This window comes from Mesorhizobium sp. Mes31, from assembly GCF_024519675.1.
Lineage (GTDB): Bacteria > Pseudomonadota > Alphaproteobacteria > Rhizobiales > Rhizobiaceae > Mesorhizobium.
In genome coordinates, this window is sequence record NZ_JALJRL010000003.1 from 460,866 (window position 1) to 475,718 (window position 14,853).

At 61.3% G+C, this 14,853-nt stretch carries 15 protein-coding genes; 3 read left to right on the plus strand and 12 right to left on the minus strand.

Annotated elements, in window-relative coordinates; all coding sequences use genetic code 11:
* The first annotated feature begins 607 nt into the window (after positions 1–607).
* Complete coding sequence (locus NR193_RS07450; protein WP_256750218.1) at positions 608–1,573, plus strand: glycoside hydrolase family 26 protein; 966 nt, start codon at positions 608–610, stop codon at positions 1,571–1,573.
* A gap of 132 nt (positions 1,574–1,705) precedes the next feature.
* On the opposite strand, the gene NR193_RS07455 is transcribed toward NR193_RS07450, so the two are convergent.
* Genes NR193_RS07455 through NR193_RS07480 form a run of 6 tightly spaced genes read right to left on the minus strand, consistent with a single transcriptional unit; the run spans position 1,706 to position 7,502 of the window.
* The gene (locus NR193_RS07455) at positions 1,706–2,674 is read right to left on the minus strand and encodes a glycoside hydrolase family 26 protein (RefSeq protein WP_256750219.1); all 969 of its coding nucleotides are present in this window, start codon (positions 2,672–2,674) and stop codon (positions 1,706–1,708) included.
* Complete coding sequence (locus NR193_RS07460; RefSeq protein ID WP_256750220.1) at positions 2,671–3,252, minus strand: DUF995 domain-containing protein; 582 nt, start codon at positions 3,250–3,252, stop codon at positions 2,671–2,673. The genes NR193_RS07455 and NR193_RS07460 overlap by 4 nt, the downstream gene beginning before the upstream one ends.
* A gap of 15 nt (positions 3,253–3,267) precedes the next feature.
* Positions 3,268–3,591, minus strand: coding sequence for a hypothetical protein (locus NR193_RS07465; protein WP_256750221.1), 324 nt, complete (start codon positions 3,589–3,591; stop codon positions 3,268–3,270).
* 40 nt (positions 3,592–3,631) lie between these two features.
* The gene (locus tag NR193_RS07470) at positions 3,632–5,470 is read right to left on the minus strand and encodes a glycosyltransferase family 2 protein (RefSeq protein WP_256750222.1); all 1,839 of its coding nucleotides are present in this window, start codon (positions 5,468–5,470) and stop codon (positions 3,632–3,634) included.
* Positions 5,467–6,453, minus strand: a complete 987-nt coding sequence (galE, locus tag NR193_RS07475) for a UDP-glucose 4-epimerase GalE (RefSeq protein WP_256750223.1) — start codon at positions 6,451–6,453, stop codon at positions 5,467–5,469. The genes NR193_RS07470 and galE overlap by 4 nt, the downstream gene beginning before the upstream one ends.
* Positions 6,453–7,502, minus strand: a complete 1,050-nt coding sequence (locus NR193_RS07480; protein ID WP_256750224.1) for a UDP-glucuronic acid decarboxylase family protein — start codon at positions 7,500–7,502, stop codon at positions 6,453–6,455. Before NR193_RS07480 ends, galE begins: the two co-directional genes overlap by 1 nt.
* Before the next feature lie 362 nt (positions 7,503–7,864).
* Between NR193_RS07480 and NR193_RS07485 the strand changes: the two genes are divergently transcribed.
* The gene (locus NR193_RS07485) at positions 7,865–9,007 is read left to right on the plus strand and encodes a helix-turn-helix domain-containing protein (RefSeq protein WP_256750225.1); all 1,143 of its coding nucleotides are present in this window, start codon (positions 7,865–7,867) and stop codon (positions 9,005–9,007) included.
* Positions 9,008–9,055: 48 nt separating this feature from the next.
* Here NR193_RS07485 and guaA read toward each other — a convergent pair whose 3' ends face one another.
* Together guaA and NR193_RS07495 are read right to left on the minus strand one after the other, a co-directional pair.
* On the minus strand, positions 9,056–10,618 hold the full coding sequence (guaA, locus tag NR193_RS07490) for a glutamine-hydrolyzing GMP synthase (RefSeq protein WP_091583892.1): 1,563 nt from the start codon (positions 10,616–10,618) through the stop codon (positions 9,056–9,058).
* 55 nt (positions 10,619–10,673) lie between these two features.
* Positions 10,674–11,177, minus strand: coding sequence for a MarR family winged helix-turn-helix transcriptional regulator (locus NR193_RS07495; protein WP_256750226.1), 504 nt, complete (start codon positions 11,175–11,177; stop codon positions 10,674–10,676).
* An 84-nt stretch (positions 11,178–11,261) separates the two neighbouring features.
* Here NR193_RS07495 and NR193_RS07500 point away from each other — a divergent pair, with 84 nt between their 5' ends.
* Entirely contained in the window at positions 11,262–11,579 is a 318-nt protein-coding gene (locus tag NR193_RS07500) for a hypothetical protein (protein ID WP_256750227.1), read from the plus strand.
* Positions 11,580–11,591: 12 nt separating this feature from the next.
* On the opposite strand, the gene NR193_RS07505 is transcribed toward NR193_RS07500, so the two are convergent.
* The 4 genes from NR193_RS07505 to NR193_RS07520 form a co-directional block, all read right to left on the minus strand.
* Positions 11,592–12,230 (minus strand): 5'-methylthioadenosine/S-adenosylhomocysteine nucleosidase, encoded by a 639-nt coding sequence (locus tag NR193_RS07505; RefSeq protein WP_256750228.1) that lies wholly within the window; start codon positions 12,228–12,230, stop codon positions 11,592–11,594.
* Positions 12,231–12,371: 141 nt separating this feature from the next.
* Complete coding sequence (locus NR193_RS07510; RefSeq protein WP_256750229.1) at positions 12,372–12,830, minus strand: PaaI family thioesterase; 459 nt, start codon at positions 12,828–12,830, stop codon at positions 12,372–12,374.
* Between the two features lie 99 nt (positions 12,831–12,929).
* Positions 12,930–13,382, minus strand: coding sequence for a TspO/MBR family protein (locus tag NR193_RS07515; protein ID WP_256750230.1), 453 nt, complete (start codon positions 13,380–13,382; stop codon positions 12,930–12,932).
* 73 nt (positions 13,383–13,455) lie between these two features.
* Positions 13,456–14,745, minus strand: a complete 1,290-nt coding sequence (locus NR193_RS07520; protein ID WP_256750231.1) for an RsmB/NOP family class I SAM-dependent RNA methyltransferase — start codon at positions 14,743–14,745, stop codon at positions 13,456–13,458.
* Positions 14,746–14,853: the final 108 nt, after the last annotated feature.

A 14,853-nucleotide genomic window follows, 5' to 3' on the forward strand; every position in this document is an offset into this window, starting at 1 on the left:
GATCCCACCACGAGTAGCAAAAAAGTTGCAACATCTCCCTTTCCCCCGCATCTGCTCTCTTGGCCGGTGCAACCTTTTTTCACAGTCTGTGCCCTGGGAACAGTGACTTTTGTGTTGCAACCCGCATGTGCATTTTCAAGCGCCCGTTAAGCGCGATTAAATAGCTTTCAGTTATAGAGATAAGAAATGTAGGGGAGATCTTGTTATGCCGCACAAAAGATCGTCACACCTGTTGAGCAGCAATGTGGTTTCATTCGTAAAATTGTTCTCAGGTATTAATCTCTATAATTCTCTGAAACCTGCCCTCACGGCATCAGTATTCTCGCTATTCGTTTCTGGCTGTGTCTTGTCTGGCTGTGTCTTGGCGCCTGATACGGCGACTGTGTCGTCGATATCGACAGAATCGCGCCACCCGGTTATGTTCCCCGGCAAAAGGACGATGAAAGTGCCCGAAAAGGTCTCTGCAAGCGTGCTTCCCGTACGAGTTGCTAGCTACGGTTTTCTCGGCCGTGCGCCTTACATCTGCACACCGAGCGGCTTCGGGAGGACGTCGGGCTGCTTTCTTCGCAAGGGATAGCTTCAGATATACCGCATAGGCAGGTTTTCCATGCCGCATGCAAGTGCCTTGGCCTCGTGGCTTGTCGTCCTTCAACTAGCCTTGCCTGGCACAGGGGCCGCAGGGCTACACTCGGATATGGCAAAACCCAAAGCCGCTTCGATCGAGCCGTACCTTTTTGACGACGGACAGTCCGCCCTCCGGACGGTGACGTTCGGCGCCTACGATCCGCATGACCTGCTGCAAAACTCCGACCAGTCAAGCATAGAGCATGTCTTTCTCTATTGGCAGGCGGTGGATGAGCCGATGCTGGCCGCCAAGATGCACCTCGCCCAGATGAAGGGGCGTACGCTCATGGTCACGGTCGAACCCTATACGAAAGCGGCGAATTGGCGCGATGGTGGGGACCATCTGTTCACGGACATCAGGAACGGCGAATTCGACCGGCAAATAGCCACCGTCTGCGGCGCGGTCGCCAGCTATCCGGGCGCCTCCTGGGTTCGCTGGGGTCATGAGATGGAACGGCCGTCGGGCCGCTACCCTTGGGCGCGCGGCGGTGCGCCCGGCTACATCGCCGCCTACCGTTACTTTGTAGACGCGTGCCGGAAAATAGCACCGCGAACCCGCTTCGTCTGGTCGCCAAAGGGTGAGCGTGAGCTTACCGAGTATTATCCGGGCGACGCCTATGTCGATTTCGTCGGCGTGTCTGTCTGGGGATTGGAAAAGCAGGATCGGCAACGATACGGCAGGCCGCGAGGTTTTGCGGAGACGTTCGGCGAGAAGTATCGGCGCGTCGAGAAATTCGGCAAGCCCATCATCATCGCGGAATTGGGAATGGCCGGGCGCAAGAGCTATCGTCAAGCCTGGATGTCGGCGATCTCGGCGCTCTCGCCAGGCAGGGGCCCCTTCCCGCTCCTGACGTGCGCTGTCTATTTCAACGACAGGGAACCATACCATTGGCCGGATGGGTATGGCTCTCCGGATTGGCGCATGACGGCATCGGATCTCGCCCCCTGAAGCAATTGGCGTTACGCCGAAGGTCGTTGGAGCGGATCTGGCGCTTGCCTGGAACCGGCAACCCGCTCCAACTATTTGTTTTGCCGCATTGATTGCGGACATCGGATGTTTTCACGCGGCGGCAACGATGCTTCAGTTCGTAACCGGTCCGGCGACGACCCGCCAATTGGGCCGGCCATAGCCATTCGGCCAAGGATAGATCTCGCGATCGTTGAAGTAGACGACGGCAGTCAGGTGCGGGAACTCCTGATGCGTCTGCGCGACGTTCTCGGCCCAGTTCGTCACATAGGTCTGATCGCCTTCATAGCCGAGTTCGGCCACCATGATGGGCTTGCCGAAGCTTTCGGCCAACCGGTATCCGGGTTCCAGCGCCTCCGTGAACGTCCGGTCTTTTCCGAAATGGTCGCGATCGTATTTCTGGTAACCGAACACGGAGAGGCCGACGATGTCCACATCGTCGTCGCCCGGGTAGAAGTTGGTCAGGGCGGGATTTCCTTTGGGTGACCACATGAATTTGGCCGTCTTCAGCTGTTCGCGGCACACACCAACCATCCGGCGATAGGCGGCGATGTAGCTTTCCGGCTTCCAGTGTGCCCAGCTGAACTGGTTGTCGGTCTCGTCCATCTCCTGCGCCCAGCGGATGATTACCGGGCTCTTGAGCGCGGCGGCGGCCGAACAAACAGACGCCATGTTGGTATCGTAGCGGCCACTCAGGATTCCGTTCAGGAGCTGGTCCGAGCTCACCCGCCAGTCAACCGACCAGGACCAGGGCTCGACGGTAATCAGAAGCGTGCGCTTGCGCTGAAGGGCATACTCGTCGGCAATGGACAGGGTCGACAGGTCGACGTCTTCCCACGGAAGGAAGAGGTGTTCGATGTTGACGTTCTTGTCGCTGCCGAAGTCGCCGTGTGGGTCATAGGCGCCAAAGTCGATCGACGTCTCGGTGATGATGGGCCGCTTGTCGGTAACCTGCTCGTTCGCCGGCGTGCCCGCCGCGGGAACGCCGAGCGGGAAGTTAGCGGCCAGCACGGCTCCGGATAGTGCAAGTATGCCGAGCGAGAATGCTGTCACTCGCACGGCCTTCCTGGTGAAGGTCTTCATGATTTTGTCCTCCTATTAGAGTGGATTTGGGGTTCAGGTTGAAGGCCAGCCTTGATCCGCTCGAGATTCTCGGAGACCAGATCCTGGTCGGCCAGCTTGCTGAACTCATCGTCAGCAGGTTTGGCATGTTTGAAGACATACCAATCTCCCGATGGCTGCCTTCTCTGATAAACAATGTCGCCGAACTTCTTGTGGCTGAAGCAGGTGGTGTTCGGATATACCCCCGACACAGTGTGCCATTGGGCCTTGAAGCACAGACGGCCGTGATCGCTTACGGTCCATCGTCCTACCGCCCAGCTGACCTTGTCACCCGAGCCCGACCAGGCGGTGAAGCGGCGTCCGTCGGTCTGCAGCCGGCCCGCTCCGTCGGGCCACTGCCACGACTTGTCACGGTAGAGCATGTAGAGCTCGGCGGCGGTCATGGCGTGGGCATTCGCAGGAGGTGTGGGATCACCGGAGCCGATATCAATCGGGCTCCCGGATGCGAAGGTCGACAGGAGGCAGGCCGCCGTTAGAAGGCAGGCCCGGCCCGTTTTGACAACCGTTGCCTTGCGGCTGGAGTGAGGTGACTTTTCCATGATTTCAGTTCTCGTTCACAACATCTTTTCCCCGGCAACGGCCGGGCGATGTTCATTGATGGGTGCGGTGGGACGCAGCGGCGCAGGACAGCCAATACTCGTTACTTGAAAACCGGCTGCCTGCGCCGCGCCCCGCCCGAATACGTTGCGCAGCTCGACCATGATCGGAGACCGCATCGCACGCCTCGGGCGATGAAGATCGAGCTGGCGGATGCCCTGCCATTCGGCAACGACGATCTCGAAGACCCGCGCGGCATTCTTCAATCCGACCGGGTCATGTCCTCCGATGCTGGCACCAAGCCCGACATAACCGGTCCCCATCACTGCGATTTTCATCATTTTCCTAGCCTTGTGCTTTGTTGCCAGCCCAATCCGATGCTCAGCTTGGCTCGCGTGGAAGCCATCTGGGATGGAATGTTGTCCTGCTGATCTGCGTCGTTCCGAGCCCGGCACCGGCGACGGAATATCTTGCATCAAAAAGGCTGAGCCTACCTGCGCCCCAGGCCAGCGATTCCAAGCCGTCCTTCCCACGCTCGCTCGTCGCGATGCCGGGCAGCAGAAAGAGCACAAGCAAGCTCGCCGCCATCGCGGTACGGCTGAACCCGCGGGTGCGCCTGACGCGGTTCTCCCGGCTGTGCTGGACGACGATAACCAGAAGCAACAGTGCGTACAGCACAGAATTGATGATCGCGAAGACGTAGAAGCCGCGGCTTTCGCCGGCGTGGCTTATCAGCAGCACCGGAAATATTGATGCGAGAGACAGAAATGCATAAGGGGCGAGCACGAGCAACGGCAACTGGTCAACTTCCGACGTTCCTTTCGGCGTGATGCGGAAGTCGACAAACGAACCCGTAAGCCAGTCGTGAACGGCCGCGATCGTCCCGGCCAAGGCCCAGGGCCAGCGCGCGAAGAGGAACAGCATGCTCTCCCAGCTCAGGATCTTTGCGTTGAATGGCCGAAAGGTTCCTGTTGCACGCCAACGGAAAGCCAGAGCGATCAGGACCACTGAAAGCGGCGCGAAGTGCGCAAGAAAGCCGGGATAGGTCACCGCGACGAAGTTCTCGTTGCGCAGAAGCGCGATGATCGGCAGGGCGAACATCAGCGCCATGAACACCGCGAAAAGCGGATACCAGAGCTGCGAGAACAGGAATTGAAGCTTCAGTCTGGTCGGCAGACGGGGAACGAAGCTCGGCGAATATTGGAGGAGTAGCATTACGAGGCTGCGCGACCATTGAAATTCCTGGGTTACGAGATCCGCGAAAGTGCGCGGACCGTCGCCATGGGCAATTGCATCCAGCGCGTGGACGCCACGCCACCCATAGGCGTTCATCATCAGTGTCGTGGAGTGATCTTCCGCAAGTTCCGGACCAAGCCCACCGATCTCCTTGAGAGCCGCGCAGCGGACAGCGTAATGCGATCCGATGCAAAGCGGAGCGAGACCACCATTGTAGCCGGCCTGGAGCGATCCATGCATGCTGGCCTCGGCATGGAGCCGTCCGCGTGCAGACCAGCTCCCGGCTGCATTGGCGTCGCATATCGAAGGAGCCGACACGTAGCCGACTTTGGAATCTGCAAAGGGCCGAAGTATTTCATACAGGTAGCCGGGCTCGGGGACATGGTCGGCGTCGAGCTGCGCCACAAAATCGTAGCGTTCATAGCCGTAGCGGTCATAGAAAAAAGCAAGGTTTCCTTCTTTGCAGCGCATACGCCGCGGCCAGGTGGTCCGGTGATAGTCGCTCCTGCCCTTGCGCGTGGAAACGAAGACGCCGTGCTCTTCGCACCAGCGCAGCGTTTCGGGGGAAGGATCCTCATCGGCAAGCCATGTGTCATGCGGCACGTCCTGAGCCAACATCGCGTTGAGCGTCGTCGCCACCACAGAAAACGGCTCGGAGGGGGCTTTGGTCACGACCATCGCAACTTGGCTGTCGGCAGGCAGCCGCAACGGGCCGTTCGGTTTGCAGCCACGATTGAAGACAGCGAGAAAATAGCCCGGCAGAAACGTGACCCAGGCAAGCGGCAGCGAAACCGTCAGAAAGCCAAAGAGCCCGAGGTAGTGCGATGGATCGATCCACCACGCCCAGAAATAGACAAGCGCTGAAAACCAGACGCATGCGCCGGCCAGATGCTCAGCGCGGCGGTAGCCGGCGAGCAGCGGAACCATCAGCGGTTCGGCGCCGTCATCCATCTCTGGTGCGCGATTGTCGAAATGCCGGGTCATGCTCGCGGCTCCAGCCCGAAAAACGGCGCAGCGGTTCGCACGATCGTGTCGAGATCGGAGCATTCGGTTGAAAAACCCAAGGTCCGCTGGGCCATGCTCGGATCGGCAAAAAGCGTCGGCGGATCGCCGGCACGCCTTGGATGCATCACGATGGGAACGCGCCGTCCCGTGCCCCTGGCAACCGCATCCAGGATCTCGCGGACCGACGATCCCTTCCCGGTCCCCAGATTGACGGCCAGGTTCTCGCCGCCCGCCTGCAGATGGTCGAATGCAAGCAGGTGCGCGCGGGCGAGGTCGTTGACATGGATGTAATCGCGAACGCAGGTTCCGTCCGACGTCTCGTAGTCATCGCCGAAGACCGGCAGATGCGAAATCCTGCCTCCCGCGGCAAGCAGCGCTTTTGGAATGAGATGTGTTTCGGGATCGTGCCATTCGCCAAGCTGGCCGTCAGGATCGGCGCCGCAGGCATTGAAATAGCGCAAGGCGACGTAACGCAGGCCGTAAGCGGCCGCGTAGTCGCTGAGCATGTGCTCGGCGATCAGCTTCGTGCGTCCGTATGGGTTGATGGGATTCTGCGGCGTCGTTTCCTTGATTGGAAGGGAAGCAGGCACGCCATAAGTGGCGCAACTCGACGAAAAGATGACCTTGTCGACATGGGCCAGACGGCAGGCGTTGAGCAGAGACAGCGTGCCCGCCACGTTGTTTCTGTAATATTTCGATGGATCTTCGACGGATTCGCCGACATAGGCCGAGGCTGCGAAATGGATGACCGCCGCGGGTTGGTACTCAGCCAGGGTATGCGCGAGATGGCTCGTATCAAGGATGTCCCCGTGAACGAAGGGACCCCAGCGAACCGACGATCGGTTCCCGGTCACCAGATTGTCGTAGACAACCGGCTCTATGCCGTGTGCGCTCAGAAGTTTGGCAGCATGACTGCCGATGTAACCGGCGCCACCGGTGACGAGGATCCTGTGCACGGACATCACGCCGTCTCCGCGTGTTCGTGCGCCTGCTGCGTCAGGAGACCGTCAAAGTAACGGATGGTTTGTTTGAGGCCGTCCGACAGTGACACCTTCGGCGCCCAATCGAGTTCGCGCGCCGCGAGCGAAATGTCGGGGCGGCGCTGCCGCGGATCGTCGACTGGCAACGGATGGAGAACGATTTTCGAACGCGAGCCGGTGAGATCAATGATCTGTTCGGCCAATTCCAGAACGGTGAATTCGACCGGGTTGCCCAGATTGACCGGACTTGCCAGCGATCGTCCCGACGCCATGAGCTTCAAGAACCCGTCGATCAGGTCGTCGACGAAGCAAAAGGAACGCGTCTGCGAACCATCGCCGTAGATCGTGATGTCCTCGTTCTGGAGTGCCTGTACGATGAAGTTGGACACCACACGGCCGTCGTCGGGACGCATGCGCGGACCGTAGGTGTTGAATATCCGGGCAATCTTAATCTCGACATCGTGCTTCGCGTGGAAGTCGAAGAACAGGGTTTCTGCGCACCTTTTGCCCTCGTCGTAGCAGGAGCGCGGACCGAACGGATTGACGTTGCCCCAGTAGGATTCCGGCTGCGGATGAACGTGCGGATCGCCATAGACCTCGGATGTGGAAGCCTGGAAAATCTTGATCCCGCGCTGCCTTGCCAGTTCGAGCAGGTTGAGCGCGCCCAGCACGTTGGTTTTCATCGTCTGTATGGGATCAGCCTGATAGTGCCGCGGCGAGGCCGGGCAAGCCAGATTGTAGATCTCGTCGACTTCGGCAGCGACAGGCGAGGCAACGTCCTGCCGGACAAACGTGAATTTAGGGTCGGACGTGAGGTGCTCGATGTTGCTGAGACGGCCCGTCAACAAGTTATCGAGGCAGAGCACCTCACGTCCTTGTGAGAGCAACCGCTCGCACAGATGTGACCCTAAAAAGCCGGCACCCCCCGTGACCAGAACGCGCCGCGGGGCGAGTGCTGACCGCAGGACGCGACGTTCGCTCAATCGCGCTTCGTCGATAGATGTTACGAATGCCGAATGAATTTTTTTCATTTCAACCCAAATGCCTCCACTATACCCGTGCGAGCCTTCCGCAAGGATGGTTTCCAAAGAATATGCTCGCCTGATTTGGCTCTATGTTTTCGAGAAGTGTCTTTTGACTTTGGCGTATCAATCTTTTTCTGAAGTACGCGCCCTTCTCTTCATAGCCCCGTTATATTAGCGCTGATGAAGGCTGTCGTTATCGTCGGGTTCATAAAGTTATCTTGGGATACATTTTTTGATTTGCGCTTCAGATTTTTGCAGGCCTGCCCGCCTGTGCTTCCAGCCTGTCCGACCGCACCGCTTGCCATAGGGCGCGGCACACCACATAGTTGAAGCGGGCTGGGGCATACCGATTCGGGTAGGCGCCACGCATGGGAAAGCAAGAGGAAGCGCCGGGAAAGCTGGCACAGCAATCAGGTCGCGAGCGGAGGCGTTGGCCGCGCGACACCGATCCTCGCGATAAAGCGGCGCCACTCCGTCTGCCAATACTTGAGCCTTTGGTTTTTTCGACCCGTTTGTTGGCGCTGGAGGATCAGTTTCCTGCCTGGCAACTGTACATGGCGCCGTTGCTCGATGCTCGACTGCCGGACGACAAGTCACTCAGGGACGGCTTCCTTGCCCAGCACGTAGCCTGGAATCTCGGCCGCATGATCATCGTCCAACAGGACACGCCGGCCCACAGCTACGTGCGATCGGCCGCCAAGCTTCGATCGAGTTCCATCGACCATTGGTGCATCGTCTTGCGGCGCAGAGGCTTGTCGTGGACGGAGGTTGACGGTCGCGTTGTCGAAAGCCAGCCCGGCGCTGTCGAACTCAGATCCCTGGGCTATCCGTTTCGCGGACGGACCACGGATTCCGAATGCCTCTGCCTCTATTTGCCGCGCGATCTCTTTACCGACGTGTTGGCGCCATTCGATGCGAGGAACAATTCGGTTCTGTCCGGCAATTTCGCTACGCTCCTGGCGGACTATATGAATGCCGTTGAAGCACGGCTGCGCAGCTTGAGCGCCGAAGATTTGCCCCAGGTCGTCCAGGCGACCCGCGACATGATCGTTGCCGGCCTTGGATCGCCGGGGGACCACAAAGCCGCTTTTGAGCAGTTGACGGGTGTCGCGCTTATGGAACGCGCACGCCGGTACATCCAGAGCCATCTCGACGGGCCTGATCTGGGACCGGAGAAGATATGCCGAGCGCTCGGCGTCTCCCGGTCACGTCTTTACCAGCTGTTCGAGCCCAGCGGCGGCGTCGTGCATTACATCCAACGGCGGCGGCTACTGGCGGCGCACGTTGCGCTGAGCGACCATGTGGATATCCGGCGTATCGTCGACATTGCCGAAGCTGTCGGGTTCAGTTCGTCGGCCAACTTCAGTCGGGCCTTCAGCAAGGAATTCGGCTACAGCCCGAGGGAGGCACGCAATGCCGAATCCGGCCGCTATCCCGCGTATCCGGCATCGTTTGCCGAAGGCGAGAAAGCAGTGTCCTTCGAAGATTGGCTGAAGGCACTGGGGAGCTAATTGGGGCTGCCAGACTCGCTCCTCAGCTACGTTATTGTCGCCGTGCCCCTACTCCCACTCGATGGTGCCGGGCGGCTTCGAGGTGACGTCGTAGACGACGCGGTTGATGCCGCGCACTTCGTTGATGATGCGGGTGGCAGCCGCGCCCAGGAAGGCCATGTCGTAGTGGTAGAAATCCGCCGTCATGCCGTCGACCGAGGTGACGGCGCGTAGCGCGCAGACGAATTCGTAGGTGCGGCCGTCGCCCATGACGCCGACGGTCTGCACCGGCAGCAGCACGGCGAAGGCCTGCCAGATGGCGTCGTAGAGACCGGCCTTGCGAATTTCGTCGAGATAGATGGCGTCGGCCTCGCGCAGGATCTCCAGCTTTTCGCGGGTGATGCCGCCCGGGCAGCGGATGGCGAGACCGGGACCGGGGAACGGATGGCGGCCGATGAAGCTTTCGGGCAGTCCGAGTTCCTTGCCGAGCGCCCTCACCTCGTCCTTGAACAGTTCGCGCAGCGGCTCGACAAGCTGCATGTTCATGCGCGCCGGCAGGCCCCCGACATTATGGTGCGACTTGATCGTGACCGACGGACCACCGGTGAAGGAGACGCTTTCGATGACGTCGGGATAGAGCGTCCCTTGCGCCAGGAAGTCCGCGCCGCCGAGTTTCTTCGCCTCTTCCTCGAACACCTCGATGAACAGCCGGCCGATGGTCTTGCGCTTCTTCTCCGGGTCGGCCTCGCCTTCCAGCGCCGAGATGAATTTGTCGGAGGCATCGACCAGGATCAGCGGCAGATTGTAGTGCTGGCGGAACATCGCCACCACACCCGCGGCCTCGTCCTTGCGCATCAGCCCGTGGTCGACGAGGATGCAGGTGAGTTGGTCGCCCACCGCTTCATGGATCAGAAGCGCGGCGACCGACGAGTCCACCCCACCAGACAGCGCGCAGATGACCTTGCCCTTGCCGACCTGCTTGCGGATCGCCTCGACCGCGTGCTCGCGGTAGGCGCGCATCGTCCAGTCGCCCTCGATGCCAGCGATGTTGTGGACGAAGTTGCGCAGCAGCCGGGCACCATCCGGCGTGTGCACCACCTCGGGGTGGAACATGATGCCGTACATCTTGCGCTCGATATTGCCGAAGATGGCGAAGGGCGAGCCTTCCGACTTGCCGAACACTTCGAATCCCTTGGGCAGGGAGATGACGCGATCGCCGTGGCTCATCCACACCTGGTGGCGCTGGCCGGTCGCCCACAGGCCCTCGAACAGCGGACTGTCCTTCTCGATCTCGACGAAGGCGCGGCCGAACTCGCGATGGTCCGAGCTTTCGGCGACACCACCCATCTGCACGCACATGGCCATCTGGCCATAGCAGATGCCGAGCACCGGCACGCCTGCGTCGAAAACGATCTGCGGCGCGCGCGGGCTGCCGATATCCGACGTCGAGGCGGGACCGCCCGACAGGATGACGGCCTTGGGATTGATGCGTTTGAACGCCGCTTCGGCCGACTGGAACGGCACGATCTCGGAAAACACACCCGCCTCGCGGATGCGGCGAGCGATGAGCTGGGTAAACTGGCTGCCGAAATCGACAATCAGGACGGTGTCGGGATGATTGGCTGTTTTCATGGCGAGCGTTTAGAGAAAGAAATGAGTCGGCGCAATGGGTTGCGAGGCCTTGCTGTCACTTCGATTCCACGACCTCACCCGCAACGCCAGCGTCTTCATCCATTGCCGCAACCTTTCCGGCCGCAAGCGCCCGCAAAGCGCCCATCAGCGCCGTGAAGCGCGCCTCGCCAATGCGATCGACATAGCGCCGTTCAATCTCCATCTTGACCCGGTCGCCGTCGCGCAAGGCGTCCAGCCCCTTGCGCGTATAGCGCACCAGCTTGCCGCGGCCATCTTGCGGATCGGGCAGGCGCTCGACGATGCCTTCCGCCTCGAGGCCGTCGAGCAGTTGCTGGATCGCCTGCTTGGAGATTGCCGAGCGTTCGATCAACGCCGACTGGCGCATGCCGCTCCTTTCGATATGTCCAAGCAGTCCGGCGCGCGCTTCGGTGAACCAGCCGTGACCGGCGGCACGCATCGCGGCGGCGAATTCGGTCTGCCAGGCACGGCTTGCCTGCCATAGCCGCCAGCCGATGTGATCCGGCAGTGCTTCGGTTTTTTCGTCAAGCTCCTTGACCATTTTATCCAGACTCCATATAGTCAAGATACTTGACGATCTTCGACCCGTCGAGGCCTTTCCAACTCAAGCACACGGACAGAGACCATGACAATTCTCGACAAGAATACGCTCGCCGTTATCATGATCGGCACCACGCATGTCATCGACATGGGCGGCAAGGATGCCTTCATCCACTACGAAAACGAGAACCGGGCGCATATGCTGCTGCCGGATGGTACCCTTTTCCATGGACTTTGGACGCTGCTCGACGACGGCTACAAGGTCGAGTGGAAGGACGGCCCCACCGGTTCGTGGAAACTCGATCATTCGCCGGGAGCAATCGACTATATCGATGCGAACGGCGCCGTGCGCGGGCGCATTTCGCGCATCGATTTCGGCGATCCCGCGCGCCTGGCCGCTTGATCCGATTCGCGGTCAGGCGCCCAGCAGGCCCTCGCCGATCGCCTGTTCCAGCAGCCCGACCGCCCCGGCCAGCCTCTCGTCGATGACGTGCAGATATTCGGTCCAGTCGTTGACATGACGCAGGTCGGCGGCACCATCGGAAATGCCGCGCAGTCCGATCAGCGGGATGTCGAACCGCTGGCAGGCGCGCAAGCAGGCGAAAGTCTCCATGTCGACCATGTCAGCCGCGATTGCGTCATAGGCGGCGCCAGTGATGATCGCGCCTCCGGTCGACAGCGTGGCCTCCCTTATGCCTGGAATGCGTAACGGCAGCGGCACCGTCACCGGCAGGTCGAGGAAGGGTGTCGCGCCCTTCTCGAAACCGAGCGGCGAGGCGTCGATGTCGCGATAGCCGACCGAGATGGCCTGGTAGATTTCCGTCTGCTCCAGCGTCCGGCTGCCGGCTGAGCCGAGCGATACGACGAGGTCCGGCAGGGTCTTCTGCGATTTCAGCCAGGAGAGTTCGGCGCCCAATCTGACGCCGGCCTCGACCGGCCCGACGCCCGTCATCAGTGGCGTGAACAGCCGCTTGAGGTGCGGGCCGTATTCAGCCTGCGCCGCCATGACGAAGAGGATGTCCTTGCCCGATAGACTAGTCAGCTTGCCGGTCACGGTGATCTGCTCCTGCTGGCGCTCCGCTGGGCTCGTTGCATTCCGACCCAACCGGGAGCCCGCTGCCTGCGGCAGCTCCCCGGTTCGAGCCCTTTGAAAGGTCCACCGGACCTTTCAATTCGCCTTCGGCGAACCGGGCTCTCACCCTTCGATGCCATCGCGTCCGACCACGGTCATCATCGTGCCGGTCATGGTGGCGATCAGCTTCGCCTCGCCATCGGCGGCGAAGGCATAGGCCTGGCCATCGGCAACGATGATGGTACGACCGGGCTTCGTCACCGAGCCGCGAAACAGGAAGCGCTCGCCCCTGCCCGGCGCCAGGAGATTGACCTTGAACTCGATGGTCAGCACGCCGGAGCTTTCCGGCATCAGCGAGAACGCGGCATAGCCGCAGGCAGAGTCCAGCGCCGTCGAGATGACGCCGGCGTGCAGGAAACCGTGCTGCTGGGTCAGTGCCGCCGAATAAGGCATCTCGATCTCGATGATGCCGGGCGTCACCAGGGTCAGCTCGGCGCCGATCGTCGCCATTGCCTTCTGGCGCGCGAAGGATGTCCTGACGCGGTCTTCATAGTCCGGGGCGGGTACGATCTTTGCTGCCATGGCCGTTGCCTTCCTTTATGCCGATAAGCTTATTGCAGAGGCATGGGCGGCAGGCAAATGCTTTTGCTGCACTGCAACAAAACGGTCGCGGGAGGCGTGCTAGTTCAACCAGAGAAGCGATGCGTTGAGCAAAGTGGCGAATGCCACCCATGCCGCATATGGCGCGAACAGCCAGCCGGAAAGCCGGTCGCGGTTCCAGACCCTGGCAATGAACAGCACAATGCTGGCGAGAAGAAGCACGATGAGGACCAGGGCAGGACCAATCAGCCTGGCGCCGAAGAAGGTCGGCGACCACAAAAAATTCAATACCAGCTGGACGCCCCAGACCTTCATCGCGGATCCTGTCGGTTCCCGCAGCCATGTCCGCCAGCCGGCCACGGCGATCAGCACATAGAGCAGCGTCCAGGCAGGCCCAAAGATCCAGTTGGGCGGATTGAAGGGCGGCTTGGCCAGCGATGCATACCAGGCGCCCGGCAGCGTTGCGTAGCCGATCAGCAGGCCTCCACCCAGCACCAGGATGAGGAAGAGCAGAAGCGTCAGGTATCTTTGCAAGGATTTCCCCCGATGGCGGCATGAAGCGTGCATCTGCAAACTGGGGCGTTATCGCCACCTGTCAACGGCAGCGTCAGTTCGTCCGGCGCATGGCGCAGAAGTAAAACCCGTCCGTGCCGCTCAACGCCGGCGACAGCGAGATACCGCCTGCGGCGACGATGCGCACAGCCGCGTCACGGCCTGGAAAACGGCTGTTCCAGAGCTGGCGATGATCGTCCGGCACGAAGCCGCTGTTGCGATCCCGGAACGCCGCGATCTGGCCGCCATTCTCCTCGTCGAACACCGAGCAGGTGATGTAGACCAGCAGACCGCCGGGTTTGACATAGGCTTTGGCCGCATCGAGGATGGCCGACTGTTCGCCCTTGCGGGCGTCGAGCTGCCTTTGCGTCAGCCGCCATTTGGCGTCGGGACGGCGCCGCCAGGTGCCACTGCCGGTGCAGGGCGCGTCGACGAGAACGATGTCCATATGGTTGGAGAGCGGCGCGAGTTCCGAAGGCTTGGTGACCACCTGCACATTGCGGTTTTCCGAGCGGCGGATGCGGTCGAAGATCGGCGCCAGCCGCGCCTTTTCGGCATCGTGGGCAAAGATCTGGCCGCGATTGTCCATCGCCGCCGACAACGCCAGCGTCTTGCCGCCGGCGCCGGCACAGAAATCGAGCACCTGCATGCCGGCCTCGGCGCCGGCAAGGGCGGCCGCCACCTGCGAGCCTTCGTCCTGGACCTCGAACCAGCCTTTCTGGAAAGCCGGCTCGGCCTGCACGTTCGGGTGCCTGCCGTCACCATCGATCGGCGGAATGCGGATTCCGTGCGGCGCGATGGCGGCGGGTTTCGCGCCGGTTCCCGACAGTTCCGCCAGCACCTTGTCGCGATTGGCCTGCAAGGTGTTGACCCTGAGGTCGAGCGGCGGGCGTGTGGCCAGCGCCGCGCCCTCGTCGACCCAGCTGGCGCCGAAGGCTTGCTCGAAAAGCGGGGCGCACCAGTCGGGAACATCCGCCCGCACCGCGTCCGGCGCATCGGCAAGCCGGTGCCCGGCGATTGCCTGGAGTTCGGCCGCGGTCAGAAGCGGCGGCGCGAACTTGTCGCCGTCAAGCGCATCGTTCAGGGACTGCGCCGTCTGGCCCCATTCGAGCAACAGCGCGCCGAAGCCGATGGCGCGCGGCGTGTCCTCGCCCAGCAGCCAGCCGGCGGAACGCTTGTGACGCAATGCATCATAGACGATGTTGCCGATCGCCGCGCGATCACCGCCGCCGGCGAAGCGATGCGACAGGCCCCAGTCCTTCAGCGCATCCGCCACCGGCCGGTGGCGCCGGCCAATGTCCTCCAGCACTTCAATCGCCGCAGCCAGCCGTCCGCCCAGTCGCATCCGTCATTCCATCAAATCGAGCACATATCTCTCGGCCTGCTCTTAGAGCCTTTCGCGCCTGGATTGAACCCCGCTTCCGTCCCACGACGGCAATCCTGACCGAGGCCA

What these genes read in the sequence shown, in the direction of transcription:
- NR193_RS07450 (WP_256750218.1), top strand. Translation starts at nt 608, where the DNA reads ATGCCGCATGCAAGTGCCTTGGCCTCGTGGCTTGTCGTCCTTCAACTA.
- NR193_RS07455 (WP_256750219.1), bottom strand. Translation starts at nt 2,674, where the DNA reads ATGAAGACCTTCACCAGGAAGGCCGTGCGAGTGACAGCATTCTCGCTC.
- NR193_RS07460 (WP_256750220.1), bottom strand. Translation starts at nt 3,252, where the DNA reads ATGGAAAAGTCACCTCACTCCAGCCGCAAGGCAACGGTTGTCAAAACG.
- NR193_RS07465 (WP_256750221.1), bottom strand. Translation starts at nt 3,591, where the DNA reads ATGATGAAAATCGCAGTGATGGGGACCGGTTATGTCGGGCTTGGTGCC.
- NR193_RS07470 (WP_256750222.1), bottom strand. Translation starts at nt 5,470, where the DNA reads ATGACCCGGCATTTCGACAATCGCGCACCAGAGATGGATGACGGCGCC.
- galE (WP_256750223.1), bottom strand. Translation starts at nt 6,453, where the DNA reads ATGTCCGTGCACAGGATCCTCGTCACCGGTGGCGCCGGTTACATCGGC.
- NR193_RS07480 (WP_256750224.1), bottom strand. Translation starts at nt 7,502, where the DNA reads ATGAAAAAAATTCATTCGGCATTCGTAACATCTATCGACGAAGCGCGA.
- NR193_RS07485 (WP_256750225.1), top strand. Translation starts at nt 7,865, where the DNA reads ATGGGAAAGCAAGAGGAAGCGCCGGGAAAGCTGGCACAGCAATCAGGT.
- guaA (WP_091583892.1), bottom strand. Translation starts at nt 10,618, where the DNA reads ATGAAAACAGCCAATCATCCCGACACCGTCCTGATTGTCGATTTCGGC.
- NR193_RS07495 (WP_256750226.1), bottom strand. Translation starts at nt 11,177, where the DNA reads ATGGTCAAGGAGCTTGACGAAAAAACCGAAGCACTGCCGGATCACATC.
- NR193_RS07500 (WP_256750227.1), top strand. Translation starts at nt 11,262, where the DNA reads ATGACAATTCTCGACAAGAATACGCTCGCCGTTATCATGATCGGCACC.
- NR193_RS07510 (WP_256750229.1), bottom strand. Translation starts at nt 12,830, where the DNA reads ATGGCAGCAAAGATCGTACCCGCCCCGGACTATGAAGACCGCGTCAGG.
- NR193_RS07520 (WP_256750231.1), bottom strand. Translation starts at nt 14,745, where the DNA reads ATGCGACTGGGCGGACGGCTGGCTGCGGCGATTGAAGTGCTGGAGGAC.